This is a genomic window from Parahoeflea alexandrii (genome assembly GCF_027214025.1).
GTDB lineage: Bacteria > Pseudomonadota > Alphaproteobacteria > Rhizobiales > Rhizobiaceae > Hoeflea > Hoeflea alexandrii_A.
This window is the reverse complement of record NZ_JAPWHB010000012.1, coordinates 1-12,606: the sequence shown is the minus strand read 5'-3', so window position 1 is coordinate 12,606 and position 12,606 is coordinate 1. Positions and strand designations below refer to the sequence as shown.

Sequence of the window (12,606 nt, the reverse complement as noted above, 5' to 3'; positions counted from 1 at the left end):
CGCCCTTGGATCCGCTCCTTCGGAACGGCGGGATCATTCGCCAAATGCTTGCGCTTTGGCGAGGTACAAATTTGTACCTGTCCTGCCGGGGAAAAATCGGGAACTCTCCTTCAGGAATTCCTCAGACCTCACTGGAGATTGCATCCCGATGAAAAAGCCTACGTCGAAGATCCGCGAAGAACTTGCCCGTCTGCAGGAACAGCTGAAGCAAGCCGAAACACGCGATGCCGAACGTATCGGCCGCATCGCGTTGAAGGCAGGCCTTGGCGAAATCGAGATCGAAGACGTGGCTCTTCAGGCGGCGTTCGAGGACGTGGCGAAACGGTTTTGCGGAAGCCCAGGATCAGGGAAGGCTGGATCAACAGGAAAGGAAAGGGGCAGCTCTCGCTCACGCGCAACGTCGGAAACCGCGCCGATCGGCTCTGGCGCTGCTACGGGCCAGGCTGGCGAGTCTTGAGCGCATGCAGCGGCTAACGACGACAGAGGCTCGAAAAAAGGATGCCCGCGAGAAGATCGAGCTGGGCGGCCTGATTGTCAAAGCCGGGCTGCGCTATGAGAAGCGCGCGCTGCTGCTCGGTGTGCTGATCGAAGCGAAGAAAAGGATCAGGGGTGATGAGACGGAGCGATCACGGCTCATCGCAATCGGCGCGGAGGCATTCGGCGATGACGGCAAATAGGGTTCTGCTCGCCGTTGTGCCGCCACTGATAATGATTGCCATCGCACTCGCATTACCAGGGGTCGAACAGTGGCTCGCGACGTTCGGAAAAACGGCAGATGCGAAAATGACGCTCAGTCGGATCGGTCTGTCACTGCCCTATGTCACAAGCGCTACGATCGGGCTGATCGTTCTTCTTTCTGCCAACGGATCGCTCAACATCAAGACGGCAGGATGGGGCGTTTTGGCTGGATCGGGCGCCGTCATTGTGCTGGCCGCCATTCGGGAAGGGACGCGGCTTTCGCAATTCGCGGAGCAGATTCCCACTGGCAATGCGATCCTGTCCTATCTGGATCCGGGAACGATGGGCGGCGGGGCGGCAGTTTTGATCTGCGGCATCTTCGCGCTTCGCATCGCGGTGATCGGCAACGCCGCATTTGCACGTTCCGAGCCGAAGCGTATTCGCGGCAAGCGCGCGCTGCACGGCGAGGCGGAATGGATGAAGTTGCCGGCTGCCAAAAAGTTGTTCGGGGAGGGTGGCGGTATCGTCATCGGCGAACGTTATCGTGTCGACCGGGACAGCACGGCAGCACTCACTTTTCGTGCCGATAATCCTCAGACATGGGGCAGCGGCGGCAGGTCACCGCTGCTTTGCTTTGATGGCTCCTTCGGTTCGTCTCATGGGATCGTCTTTGCCGGCTCGGGCGGGTTCAAGACGACGTCGGTTACGGTGCCAACAGCGCTGAAATGGGGCGGCACGCTGATCGCGCTCGATCCATCGAACGAGGTGGCGCCGATGGTCAAGGCCCACCGGAGAAATGCCGGTCGTGATGTCGTTGTTCTCGACCCTAAACACCCGGAAGTCGGGTTCAACGCACTTGACTGGATCGGTCAGCATGGTGGGACGAAGGAAGAGGACATTGCCGCCGTTGCCTCATGGATCATGAGCGAGAACGGCCGCGCCAGTGGCGTGCGTGACGACTTCTTCCGTGCGTCCGGCCTGCAGCTGCTGACTGCGATCATCGCCGATGTATGCCTTTCGGGTGGTACAGAAAAACGAGAGCAGACGCTACGGACGGTGCGCATGAACCTCTCAGAACCGGAGCCAAAACTAAGGGCTCGGCTGCAAGAGATCTATGACAATTCGGAATCCGATTTCGTAAAGGAGAATGTCGCGGCTTTCGTCAACATGACGCCCGAGACCTTCTCCGGCGTCTATGCCAATGCGATCAAGGAAACGCATTGGCTGAGCTATCCGAACTATGCCGGTCTCGTGTCCGGATCGACCTTTTCCACCGACGACATCGCCATCGGGAAGACCGATGTATTTGTCGCGTTGGATCTTAAAACGCTGGAGACCCATGCCGGTCTCGCGCGGGTGATTATCGGCTCATTCCTGAACGCCATCTATAATCGCGACGGTGCGATGCCGGGACGCACTCTGTTTCTGCTCGATGAGGTCGCGCGGTTGGGTTTCATGCGGATCCTCGAGACAGCACGCGATGCCGGACGCAAGTACGGGATCACGCTTCTTATGATCTATCAGTCGATCGGCCAGATGCGCGAAACCTATGGTGGCCGTGACGCCACTAGCAAATGGTTTGAAAGCGCAAGCTGGATCAGCTTTTCGGCGATCAACGATCCGGAAACGGCGGAATATATTTCCCGGCGCTGCGGAACGACGACGGTCGAGATCGATCAGGTCAGCCGCAGCTTCCAGGCAAGGGGATCGTCACGAACCCGATCAAAGCAGCTGGCCAGCCGCCCGCTGATCCAGCCACACGAAGTTTTGCGCATGCGCGGCGACGAACAGATTGTGTTCACCGCTGGAAATGCGCCGCTTCGGTGTGGCCGTGCCATGTGGTTCCGCCGCGACGACATGAAATCCTGCGTTGCCGAAAACCGCTTCCACGGGAAGCGTGAAGCAACGGAGAAACCGGTTTGAGGAACGATAGACCTCCAGGAATCCGGCGATGAAATATTGGGATGCGCGCGAGTCACATGTTACGGCGGACGAAGCGATCGAGGAATGCCGCATCTCGGCAATCCCGGATCCTGATTGATGCCCTTCGGCTATCGCGGGAGGAACGTCACCGGAATCGGCGAAGACCACAGGTGGGCTTCGTTCGCTTCAGCGAATAGAGCCGTACGCCACAGGCGGACCGCCCAAACTCTCATCACCAACGTGAATCGATCAGGCCAATCCGATTCATAACTCTCGTTGGACACGGACAGGGGAATTTCCGATCCTGCCACTATGATCGCGCAGCCCTACCATTTGTATGTCGAACGCAGCGACCCCTCAAGGAACATGGCTCGGTATTACGCCATGGAAATCTCGATGACACTGTTCGGAGAGGCCTGTCTGACGCGGTCATGGGGACGTATCGGGAAACGTGGCCAGAGCATGAACCATCATTTCGAGCGGGAAGAAGAAGCAGTGGACCTGTTTCTCGATCTCCTTCGCCAGAAGCGAGCCAGAGGCTATCGACCCGCTGGCTGTGAAAGCCGCAAAACCCGATCTCATACACACACATAGTCTGAACGCCATGACACCAAGAACCACTCAGGATTAAAGCTGGTAGCCTCGTTGCGATACGGCGCTATCTGGAACGGTTGACCTCGGCCAATGACTTTCGGCGCGCTAGGAATTCCCTCAGGATAGGCAAGAAGAACGCCTTGCTGAAGCGACCGATCGGAGGCTCAGGTTCTAGGTAGAACGACCGCCCGATGATGTCGCTATTGAACTCGTCAAGGATGATCCAGAGACGCAAGTCGACATCGAGGCCCGTCCGGCGTTTTTCAATGGCTGGTATTTCCACCGCGAACCGGTTTGGCCGGGGTTGCTTCGTCGTGATGGGAAAGAACAATACGAGATCCCCGTCCGCTCGCGGGATCCGGACGCCGACTGCCACCGGTCGGTCTTTGCGCCCCTCTGTTTCACCCTTTCCGGCTTCACGGCTCCATAGATAGGGATAACGGATGATCGCCGCTGTCTGGATCTCGTCATATCCACTCATCGGCTCGTCTCATCACTGTCGGCGTAAGCATCGACCGCGCCCTCGAATTCGGCGAGCAGTGCATCGGACATGGTCTCAAGCGTGCCGGCAGCACGCATATCGGACTGGCGCATCAGGCGTTCATAGTCTTCGATGTTGAGCAACACCAGCCGCGGCTTGTTGCGCTGAGTGATGGTAACAGGATGGCGCAAGGCCTCGGCGATGATGTCGCCTGACTTCCGCGAGAGGTCACTTGTCGTATAGGAACCGGTTCTGCTCGTCATCTGCGTATCTCCTCGCGGTGAAATCACGGTGAACTGGATACATATCCCCACCACAAAGATCTTACAGCAAATACAGCATTGCTGCAAATTCTGTATATGGCGAACCTATCTTTTTGATATGACACCTGTTGCAGCGGGGAAAATTCTGGCGGTGACAGATTGCGACCAGACGCACGAGCTGCAACATCCCCGATGTCGATGACTTCATCGACAAGGAATCTGAGCATCGTGTCGCGCGGTGGTGACACTGGTCGTAGGCCGCTTCCCGAAGGGGATGATCTACCGCCCTCAGAAGGGCGGCCCCGCGTCGATACGACCCTCCTGTTCGGCCCTGGCAACGATCAACTCGGCCTCGGCAAGTTCGAGGTCCACCGCGATCTCGCGGCGTTCCCCGGCGTCGAAAGCGTTCCTGAGTTCAGCCAGCAGTTCTTCAATGTGCTGTTCGATGGTCATCGTCGTCATCTCCTGATGTTTGAGAAAGATGACACCGGCATTCGGGAAGGTGAGGCGGGGTCAGGGATCGCACCAGCGACCGCCGGAGGCGGCGCGTGGGGGAGCCGAAATGCGTCAGTATTTTGGGGGTACCGCGCGTCCTTGAGGCCGCCTTGCATGAGCGATACGATCGGTTCGATCTGAGCAGACACCCAAGCTCTCGGCATGGTGACCGAAAGTCTAGAGCGGGCTCGACGCCCGGTCCAGGCTTCACTATCAGCAGGGGAGAAGGCCCCGCTCGGTGAGCGGGGCCAGTGCCGTGCCGATCAGGCGTCGCGCTTGGGGCGGTTCCAGACCAGCGTGTAGTCGCCGTCTTTCTCGGCCGGCCACAGGGCCGCGTTGATCGGGGCATTGAAGCTCGGGTCGTCGAGCTTGACCGAAACGTAGGGTTCGCCGTCGTTTGAGACCTGGTTCCAGCCTGCACCGATCTCAACGCCTGCGCCGGCGGTGATGCGGAAGTCGGGGGCGTCGCGCGAGGTGCGTTCGATGGGGTTGAGGCGGGCCTTGAGCTGAACGGTGAGGGTGCGGACGTTGCCGGTGATTGCGTTGCCGTTGGTGGTGAATTCGCCGATGATAGCCATTGTCGTAATCCTTTCGGTTGTTCGGGTCGCGACCACCGCGACCTCGATGGCTGTCACAATGATCGGAGACGATCGGGCCGCACCCCTTGGGGCCGCAACAGAGTGGAGGACGGCCGGGCACAGGCTTTTTGCTTCGCGGTGCAAAGCGCGTTCACGCGCGGCGGAAAAAGACTGGGCGCGGTCGTTGCGGTGAAACGATCGAGGCGTAGCCGCTCTTCGATCAGACATGCCACATCGAGGACGTGGTGGCCGCGCCGGCAATCCCCAACCGCAAAGGATTCGGAAATGGCGGTAGTTCTTCGGTACAGACGCTGCCGACGGCAACATGGTGGCTGACCTGCATTGGTGCTCCTGTCATGCCATGCTGGAGGGCTATCTGGAATCCAGGATTGCCTTGATGACGTCTCCACGACCTGCCGCTGACGGTTGATGGTTATGTTGATCACTGTAGCGACTGTGACTTCTCGGATGGCCGCGCACCTTGGGCAAGATCGCTGACACATCATGCAACCACCTCGATTCCGGCTTTGTCGACGGTGAATGACACGACAACCTGCTGCTCAGGCGCGATGAAGCCAAAACCCTGACCGGACATCGCTGTTCTGTCCACGCAAGGGGCCTTGTTTCGGGCGACCCTTCGGTTGCGACGGGAGAGGACAAGCAGGACAGTGGCAGTCCTCACTCATGAGTATCGAAATCTGAAGGGGCAGGGCGCGCCCTGCCCCTTCAAGCATTCGAGCAGGAAGCCTCAGGCGGCCTCTTCTGCAATTTCAGCCGTTGGCTGGAGATCGTGCAGATAGGCGACGGCGCGTTGCGCATGTGCCGCCGCCTGGAAAATCGCCCTGCGGTCGCCGTCGAGGAGCTTCAACCACGAGGCCACGTAGCTTGCGTGATCCGGCCGCGGCTCCAGCTCGGGCACGATGCCGAGATCTGCGCAAAGGAAACTGGCGCCAATGTCGGCACACAATTCTTCTCGGGCGCGCTCGGTGCGATCCTTGTGATAGCGGCTGAGATCCCTGTTCAGCCGGTGGCTTGCGCCGGCCCAATGCGTTACCTCATGGCCGAGGACCGCGTAAAAACTCTCCGCATCCCGAAACGTCTCGAATCCCGGCATCTGGATGGTATCGGTCGATGGCTGATAAAAAGCTTGGCCTCCCCCGTGCCGGATCACCGCTCCGGTGTTAGTAAAGAAGCGATCGGCATGCTCAATGCGGTTGAAGGGCTCGGCAACAGGCTCCGGAGGGAGTTGATACTGGTCAGGAAGACCGTCGATCTGGTCGCAGTTGAATACGGTGTAGGCTTTGAGGAAGGGGATGTCGCGGTCAACCTCGCCGCCGCTCGCATCCTTCTCGGCCCTGGTGAAACGGCTGGCATAGACGACAGTCGCACCGCTCTCACCCTTGCGAACATGGGCGCCGAGTTCATTTGCCTGCCTGAGCGTCATCCAGGACGCCGACGTGTAGCCGCAAGCAATGCTTTCAGACCAAAGCAGCAGCACATTAAGCCCGGTATAGGGCTGGCCATTATGGCGCAACGGCCGGCTCACCCGACCGGCCAGATTGCCGGCGCTCCAGGGCTGCACCCAGGGACGTACGCCCTTTTCCAGATCTGCGACAATGCGTTCCGTGATCCGCGTATAGATGTCGCTTCGCGGGCTATTGTTCGATTTATTGCTCATTTCCAAACCTCCTTGGCTGGGGGCCGCGTCAATCGCGACCCCGTCACGCAGGTCCAATGGCAGGAGCGACCAGGGGGCTGGCGCACCGGAACGGCCGGAACGAAAGTGGAGGACGGCGTAGCCGTTGAGCCTTGCCACCGGCTCCTGCAGGACCGGCGCGCGGGACGGGGTCACGAGAAGCGCGCCTTCCCCTTTTCCACTCCTTGCCCGCGTTCCAGTGGCGTAACGATCACATGAACCGACATGCAAAAGCCGCCTCCCTGGCGGAGACGGCCTCGATATCGGATTGGGGGTGTCGGCTTAATCGAAAGCTGATAGCTGCGCGGTTGCCGCCTTGCGATCAATTGACTGGCCGGGATTTTCGACCGGGCGGTTGAAGGGCTTCCAGGCCTCGCCGACGATCTGTTTGTAGGCTGCGACCGCGCCTTCAGCGGCCATCCGGAGCGCGTGCGCCTGGATACCAATGTCAGCTGCGAACTCCCGCTTGCGCTGGGCGGCGCTGTCATAGCCGACGGGACCATCGAGATCCTCGTCGCGGGCGTCTCCAGCTCCCTTGGCGGTTGCGTCACGCGCTTCGGTTACTGCGCGGCTATAGAACTGACCGGCTCCGTGGGCGGATCCGACATAGGCGCCGACGATGCGCTGGAGATGGATCTGCATCGCCCGCTCCGCGAGGCCGTCGGAAAGGGCTGTGGCGGTCTCAGTGATCAGGCGCTCATGCAGGTCGCGGATGCCGTCACTGTCGACGATTGCGGTCGCGAAGCTCTCAGCGATCTTGAGCGCCTGCGCTTCATCCGGGCATGTCAGGCGGACAACCTCGATGGTGGCGCCCTTGCGGAGCTGGAGGACGCGGGCTGGGTTGCGAGCGGACTGACGGGACTGGGTTGCGGGCTTTGCCATGGTGGTTTCCTTGTTCGCTTGCCGAAGCGGTTCCGGCCCCTTGGCCGGTCTGCCCTTCGGTGCGGTCAAAAGGAACCGGCAAGGGACGGGGGTTTCCAGGTCCGGGCAGGCCAGATGGAGCGAAGCCGGTGCGCGGGCAAGCGAGGCCGAGAGCCTTGCGAAGACCGCGTGCCTGCTTTGCGACAAGCGGCATGGCCGGCCGCCCTGCGGCGCGCCAGCGGCCTTGAAACACCCGGCCGCCGGTTCAGACCGCAACAAAACCGAAGGGTAGATCGGCCAAGGGATCGGGCCAAATTGCCAGAAACGAACAAAAGCACAGGCAAGACACGCTTCTCCGCCCTGTTCACCGGAGCCAGATAGGGCAAGACCAGATTAAGACGCGCCGACGATTCCAGTCATCATGCCGCACAGCGCCGTATTGAAGCGTTGAGTTTTGTCTGCAGTGCCTGGATTGCCGCGTTCTGACGCGCCAGTTTGCGGGCGAGCGCCTGATCACTGAGACCGGAACTGCATCTCGTCCCAACGGGTCCAGCGTGATTGCGCTCGTTTGGAGGACCTGTTGTTGGTCTTTTGCAAGATCGTGATGCGCTCGGCCCGGCCCGCGATCTGCCGGCAGACCAGGTCCAGGTGATGACGCGTCTCGCGACGCGCCGCCTCCATGCGGGAAAGCAGAATATGGGAACTGACGGGTTTCATGCCGAAGTCGTCCCTGGCTGCCATCCGATGAAGCTGGATGAACCGTCATGGACGGCAAAACGCTTTGGATTGATGATGAAGCCGAAACGACCACGCCTGGCATAGCCGGGCGACAGGTAAACCGTCTGCGCTCGCGCCAAACTCCACCCCAGCATGGTCACGGGTGAAAGCGCTTGTGTCGTCCGAAATAACAGGAGCCGTCACGCCGCAGCCCTCCCTTCCACGCAATCGACGGCAATCTCGTCAGCCGTGACCTCCTCCAGAACCGCAAGCGGATACAGATGTTCCTTCAGCCATGCTTCGGCCGCGGTGTGGCTCTCGGCGAGATAGACCAGTTCTCGGGAGGAACCGGGACGGTCGAATATCCTGACCGCACCGAGCGGCGGGCGTTCCAGGACCTTGAAAGCGAGGCTGCTGTCGAGCCCGAATGTTCTGAGGATCGTGACCATGATGGTGTTTCCGCTGCCGATATTGCCTTCATGCAGGGTGAAGGAGGCGGGCGCGGTGTAGGTGCCAAGCGTACGCGGACCCTCCTTGCGGATCAGCCGGCCCTGGCTGTTGCGGGTCTTCCAGGTGGCGAGTTTCTTTTTGTGCCGCTCGGGCGGGCGAGGGGCGCCATCCGACCAGGCGACAATGGAGCCAATCGGGGCAAGATCATAAATCAGGGATGCAGACATGGGATTGTCCTTGTCAGTTCTGTGGTTGCTGGAAACGAAACCGCCGCCGGTTGTGGCCGGCGGCGGAGACAGTTGGGTAAGGATGAATTGGGCGGTTATTCAGCCGCGATCGCGTAGGCATCCTGGTCACCGCCGGGATCGGTTTCCGCCGGAACATCGAAGGTGCCGGGCAGATCGTCCTCGTCTTCGACCGGATCAAGACATTCATCGTCAGTGCCAGAGCCTTCGGAGGTCTCGCCATCAATGCAGCCCTCTGTGGCGTCAGCGTCGGCTTCCTCATCATCGAGCGTATCTGCATGCCTGATGAGATCTGCGATATCGGTGGGATCCGGCGCGAAGCTGGCGGACGAATGCACGAAATGCCGTTCCTTGAAATGCTCGACCAGAGCCGCACGTGTCTCCCGCACCTTCTGTCGTGGAGACACATTCACCTCCCCGGCGGCAGCTTCCAGCGCTTGCCTTGACAGGCACAACAGGAAGTCCTCGGAGCCCATGTTCGGAAGATACCCGTCAGCGCCGATGGCGTCTCCGGCAACGCGGGAAACCACACCGCTGTCCGACATGCCGCGTCGGCACGACAGGACGTCGATCAGCGTGGAGCGGGCGGTGATGCGCACCGTCTCCATGTCGAAGGCGAGCTTGCCCTCTTCCGAGAACAGGCGGGCGGCATGGCGGCGGAACCGGTTTGGTCCGAACACGGTATCGCTGGCGCCGGAATCGACGCGCACATTCTGGCCGGCGATTGAGAGCACGAGCAGTGCCATCAGCATGTCGTCCTCGATCGACGCGCGGGAGAGCGCGGTGTGAAGCGCGTCGGTGCGGAAGTCTCCGATCATGTCCTGGCCCTTTTGGGTCACATCAGGGCGGGTCTTGATGGCAGTCGTATCATCCGCGATCTGGTCATCTCCATGCTTCGTTGTCTTACCATTGGCCGCTTTTGCTTGCGGCATCCGGTAGTGAACGGTCTGCACCTTGCCGTCGCGATCGAGATAAAGGCCGGTATGGTCACCTTTGCCCGGCTTGCCGTAGACCCGCTCCGCCTTCCTGGGCAAGTCGGGCTGGCCGTAATTGTTTACCTCGACGATGGCGCCCTTTTTCGGCAGATTGTTGGTCATCCACTCCTGTTGAGCGCCCAGGAATGCCTCGACATTGGTCGTGAACCGATTGTCCTGGTCGGCTGGCCCGAACAGATCATCGGCCCATTCGATGCCATAAGCTTCACGAAGATCATCGTCAAAGCTCGCGTCACGGGCAAACATGCGGGTCTTTGAAAGGCCGTTGGCGATCGACCACCATTGCGCGGTGTCACCCTTCTTCGGCTTATGGGCCTTCCAGACCTCTTTCTGATCCGCAAACGATGCGGCCGCGATCGTACGCAGCTGCTGCTCGTTCGGCATGTCGCCCCTGGCCATTTGATCGAGCATAGCCGGGAGCACATTGGCAAGCAGACGCAACTTGCGTATCTGGCGCACGGGCAGGGCAAGGGCGACACCAATCGCTTCCTCGGTCCAGCCCAGCGCAACAAGCCGTTCGATACCGCGCCATTGATCGACAGGGTTGAGGGGCTCACGGGCGATGTTCTCTACCATCGAGCGCATGGCGCCGTTGTCGTTGGCAGGCTCAACGATGAGGATATCGATTTCCTCCAGTCCGGCGGCAACAGCCTGTCGTACACGACGATGGCCCGCCTGAATGACATAGCCATTTCCGCCATCTGGTTCGGGCGATACGACCGGTGGCTGAAGAATGCCGACCGCCTTGACCGTTGCCAGCAGCAGCGCGTCGGACTGTGGTGAGGATTTCGAGCGGCGCGCGTCGTCAGGATTGTCCTTCAGCGCACGGGGATCGAGTTTCATAATCTGCATGGGATTTGCTCCTTCCGGGGTCATGGAGCGGCGGTCGCCACCCCTTCCTGTCTTCATAGTTTCGAAGACATCTTCCAGACCGCAGGGCGGGAAGAGCGGCGCAACTGCGCGCGAGCAGCTCTGTCCGTCAGGGCGAGCGGGGCGGAGCCTTGCGAGAACGACGGGCAGGGGTGAGGAGGGGGCGGTTGAGCGATAGCGGCGACGGCATGACCGTTCTGCGAGAGGGGTTTCCCTCTTTTTCCTTTTACCTTTCCACTTTCCTGTCTCCACTCCCACTTTCGGAACAAGAGTGCTCGCGAAGCGGGTTGATAATAGTTGATAAAAGACCTATCTTGTTCTCAATCACATCAGATGGAGTGCAGCATGATTAGTGCCGAACTGGGAAAGCAGCTCGAAAGCTATATCCAGCAACTCGTCGACACCGGTCGTTATGGCTCGAAAAGCGAAGTCCTGCGGGAAGGTGTACGACTGGTCCAGGACCGCGAAACCCGTCTTGCCGCACTGGATGCCTCCATCATGCGCGGCATTGCCGATGCCGACGCGGGCCGAACGAAGCCGGCGAGCGACGTTTTCGACCGACTTGAGACCAAATACCGTGCGATGGCTGATCAGGCCGAAAAATTGGCATGATCCTTGAGTTCGCCAGCGAGGCGGAAAACGATCTTGAGCAGATCGCCGACTATATCGCCAAGGACAATCCCCGGCGCGCCCTTTCATTCGTCCGGGAGCTGCGGAGCAAGTGTGAGGATCTCGTCAACAGGCCGAACGGCTTCGCCCTCGTACCCCGGTATGAACACCATGGTATCCGCCGGCGCGTTCATGGCAATTATCTGATCTTCTACCGCGTCGAAAACGCGAAGGTGGTCATCGTCCATGTCCTGCATGGCGCCACCGACTATGGCGCTCTCCTGTTCGGCGATTAACTTCGGTCGGCCGATCTGAGACGATCTCTGGCCCGAAACATAGAGCTAAGCGGCAATATTCTCCGCCCCGGCATCCCGCCGGGCCGATGTCGCGAGCGCCTCTTCGATCTCCCGCAGCTTCTGACGCTTTTCTGCCAATTCGTCCGCGAACGAAAACGACCCACCTTCGCGCGATCGGTAGGACGCAAGCCGCCGTTGCGCCGCATCAAGCCGCTGGCGGTATTGATGCTGTTCCTCCGCGAAACCACCGAGCGCATGTTCAAGGCGGGAGATCGCGCCGAGCGGTGTGACGGTCACGGACAGATCGATCTCGCCATCCGCGCCGGTGTGCTGGAGCAGGGTCTGGTAGTGATAGCCGTCGCCCCGGCCGGACCACTCACCCGCGTACACGAGATCGAAGCCACCGATTGATGCAATCTGCACCTCGCCTTGCCTCTGAAGCTGAACAAGGGTGAGGATCTCTTTCATCAGGGCTCGGCCGGCATCCTTGCGCTCCGTGTGCGGTTTGCCCATCACGGTCATTGCGAAGGCATCCCCTGACGTCGGAATGCGGCGTTCGATGTCCTTGCCGATTTCGCCAATTCGCCTGGTGGCTGTGTCGATTTCTCGCTCGGCGTCGCGGATCTGCCGACGGACCGCATGGAGATCATCGCCGTGGGCGGCGCGGAGACGCTCCAGCCGGGCGATATCGGCTTCAAGCCCAGCCTTCTGCATCAGACGTTCGTCGCCGGACGCAATCGCCTTGGCCATGGCGAACTGGTTGGCCTGACCCTCGTTCGGAGTTGTCACGCTAATTCCCACCGATTGCCGGAGCAACGATTTGAACGTAGTCGGTACTGATGCAGACACGGTCCA

15 protein-coding genes and 1 pseudogene are annotated in these 12,606 nt (G+C 60.2%); 6 read left to right on the top strand and 10 right to left on the bottom strand.

The window, feature by feature from the left end; translation table 11 throughout:
• The first annotated feature begins 148 nt into the window (after positions 1 to 148).
• From traC to O4H62_RS25210, 4 genes are all read left to right on the top strand, one after another.
• Complete coding sequence (gene traC / locus O4H62_RS25225; RefSeq protein WP_269391652.1) at positions 149 to 457, top strand: conjugal transfer protein TraC; 309 nt, start codon at positions 149 to 151, stop codon at positions 455 to 457.
• 4 nt (positions 458 to 461) lie between these two features.
• On the top strand, positions 462 to 677 hold the full coding sequence (gene traD / locus O4H62_RS25220; protein ID WP_269391651.1) for a type IV conjugative transfer system coupling protein TraD: 216 nt from the start codon (positions 462 to 464) through the stop codon (positions 675 to 677).
• Positions 664 to 2,601 carry a Ti-type conjugative transfer system protein TraG gene (traG, locus tag O4H62_RS25215; protein ID WP_269391650.1) on the top strand — a complete coding sequence of 646 codons (1,938 nt, stop codon included), beginning with the start codon at positions 664 to 666 and terminating at the stop codon, positions 2,599 to 2,601. Before traD ends, traG begins: the two co-directional genes overlap by 14 nt.
• Before the next feature lie 312 nt (positions 2,602 to 2,913).
• Positions 2,914 to 3,195, top strand: coding sequence for a WGR domain-containing protein (locus tag O4H62_RS25210; protein ID WP_269391649.1), 282 nt, complete (start codon positions 2,914 to 2,916; stop codon positions 3,193 to 3,195).
• Positions 3,196 to 3,259: 64 nt separating this feature from the next.
• Here the strand turns inward: O4H62_RS25210 and O4H62_RS25205 are convergent, their stop codons facing one another.
• The 9 genes from O4H62_RS25205 to O4H62_RS25165 all read right to left on the bottom strand — a co-directional run bounded on the left by O4H62_RS25205 (position 3,260) and on the right by O4H62_RS25165 (position 10,828).
• A complete protein-coding gene (locus O4H62_RS25205; RefSeq protein WP_269391648.1) occupies positions 3,260 to 3,676 on the bottom strand; it encodes a hypothetical protein in 417 nt (138 codons plus the stop codon).
• Entirely contained in the window at positions 3,673 to 3,939 is a 267-nt protein-coding gene (locus O4H62_RS25200; protein WP_269391647.1) for a type II toxin-antitoxin system prevent-host-death family antitoxin, read from the bottom strand. Before O4H62_RS25200 ends, O4H62_RS25205 begins: the two co-directional genes overlap by 4 nt.
• A gap of 288 nt (positions 3,940 to 4,227) precedes the next feature.
• Positions 4,228 to 4,392 carry a hypothetical protein gene (locus tag O4H62_RS25195; RefSeq protein ID WP_269391646.1) on the bottom strand — a complete coding sequence of 55 codons (165 nt, stop codon included), beginning with the start codon at positions 4,390 to 4,392 and terminating at the stop codon, positions 4,228 to 4,230.
• A 305-nt stretch (positions 4,393 to 4,697) separates the two neighbouring features.
• The gene (locus O4H62_RS25190) at positions 4,698 to 5,012 is read right to left on the bottom strand and encodes a DUF736 domain-containing protein (RefSeq protein WP_269391645.1); all 315 of its coding nucleotides are present in this window, start codon (positions 5,010 to 5,012) and stop codon (positions 4,698 to 4,700) included.
• A gap of 748 nt (positions 5,013 to 5,760) precedes the next feature.
• A complete protein-coding gene (locus O4H62_RS25185) occupies positions 5,761 to 6,690 on the bottom strand; it encodes an ArdC family protein (RefSeq protein ID WP_269391644.1) in 930 nt (309 codons plus the stop codon).
• Between the two features lie 300 nt (positions 6,691 to 6,990).
• Positions 6,991 to 7,590: a hypothetical protein gene (locus O4H62_RS25180; RefSeq protein ID WP_269391643.1), complete on the bottom strand. Its 600-nt coding sequence runs from the start codon at positions 7,588 to 7,590 to the stop codon at positions 6,991 to 6,993.
• A gap of 492 nt (positions 7,591 to 8,082) precedes the next feature.
• Positions 8,083 to 8,310: a hypothetical protein gene (locus O4H62_RS25175; protein ID WP_269391642.1), complete on the bottom strand. Its 228-nt coding sequence runs from the start codon at positions 8,308 to 8,310 to the stop codon at positions 8,083 to 8,085.
• Between the two features lie 176 nt (positions 8,311 to 8,486).
• Entirely contained in the window at positions 8,487 to 8,963 is a 477-nt protein-coding gene (locus O4H62_RS25170; RefSeq protein WP_269391641.1) for a hypothetical protein, read from the bottom strand.
• A 95-nt stretch (positions 8,964 to 9,058) separates the two neighbouring features.
• A complete protein-coding gene (locus tag O4H62_RS25165) occupies positions 9,059 to 10,828 on the bottom strand; it encodes a ParB N-terminal domain-containing protein (protein WP_269391640.1) in 1,770 nt (589 codons plus the stop codon).
• A 363-nt stretch (positions 10,829 to 11,191) separates the two neighbouring features.
• On the opposite strand from O4H62_RS25165, the gene O4H62_RS25160 reads away from it, so the two are divergent.
• Positions 11,192 to 11,458 (top strand): type II toxin-antitoxin system ParD family antitoxin, encoded by a 267-nt coding sequence (locus tag O4H62_RS25160; RefSeq protein WP_269391639.1) that lies wholly within the window; start codon positions 11,192 to 11,194, stop codon positions 11,456 to 11,458.
• Positions 11,455 to 11,751, top strand: a complete 297-nt coding sequence (locus tag O4H62_RS25155) for a type II toxin-antitoxin system RelE/ParE family toxin (RefSeq protein WP_269391638.1) — start codon at positions 11,455 to 11,457, stop codon at positions 11,749 to 11,751. Before O4H62_RS25160 ends, O4H62_RS25155 begins: the two co-directional genes overlap by 4 nt.
• Positions 11,752 to 11,796: 45 nt before the next feature.
• On the opposite strand, the pseudogene O4H62_RS25150 reads toward O4H62_RS25155, so the two are convergent.
• Positions 11,797 to 12,606, bottom strand: a pseudogene (locus tag O4H62_RS25150) (lactate dehydrogenase); the annotation flags it as partial.

Coding starts and splice junctions, on each gene's coding strand:
- traC (WP_269391652.1), top strand. CDS start 149: ATGAAAAAGCCTACGTCGAAGATCCGCGAAGAACTTGCCCGTCTGCAG.
- traD (WP_269391651.1), top strand. CDS start 462: ATGCAGCGGCTAACGACGACAGAGGCTCGAAAAAAGGATGCCCGCGAG.
- traG (WP_269391650.1), top strand. CDS start 664: ATGACGGCAAATAGGGTTCTGCTCGCCGTTGTGCCGCCACTGATAATG.
- O4H62_RS25210 (WP_269391649.1), top strand. CDS start 2,914: ATGATCGCGCAGCCCTACCATTTGTATGTCGAACGCAGCGACCCCTCA.
- O4H62_RS25205 (WP_269391648.1), bottom strand. CDS start 3,676: ATGAGTGGATATGACGAGATCCAGACAGCGGCGATCATCCGTTATCCC.
- O4H62_RS25200 (WP_269391647.1), bottom strand. CDS start 3,939: ATGACGAGCAGAACCGGTTCCTATACGACAAGTGACCTCTCGCGGAAG.
- O4H62_RS25195 (WP_269391646.1), bottom strand. CDS start 4,392: ATGACCATCGAACAGCACATTGAAGAACTGCTGGCTGAACTCAGGAAC.
- O4H62_RS25190 (WP_269391645.1), bottom strand. CDS start 5,012: ATGGCTATCATCGGCGAATTCACCACCAACGGCAACGCAATCACCGGC.
- O4H62_RS25185 (WP_269391644.1), bottom strand. CDS start 6,690: ATGAGCAATAAATCGAACAATAGCCCGCGAAGCGACATCTATACGCGG.
- O4H62_RS25180 (WP_269391643.1), bottom strand. CDS start 7,590: ATGGCAAAGCCCGCAACCCAGTCCCGTCAGTCCGCTCGCAACCCAGCC.
- O4H62_RS25175 (WP_269391642.1), bottom strand. CDS start 8,310: ATGGCAGCCAGGGACGACTTCGGCATGAAACCCGTCAGTTCCCATATT.
- O4H62_RS25170 (WP_269391641.1), bottom strand. CDS start 8,963: ATGTCTGCATCCCTGATTTATGATCTTGCCCCGATTGGCTCCATTGTC.
- O4H62_RS25165 (WP_269391640.1), bottom strand. CDS start 10,828: ATGCAGATTATGAAACTCGATCCCCGTGCGCTGAAGGACAATCCTGAC.
- O4H62_RS25160 (WP_269391639.1), top strand. CDS start 11,192: ATGATTAGTGCCGAACTGGGAAAGCAGCTCGAAAGCTATATCCAGCAA.
- O4H62_RS25155 (WP_269391638.1), top strand. CDS start 11,455: ATGATCCTTGAGTTCGCCAGCGAGGCGGAAAACGATCTTGAGCAGATC.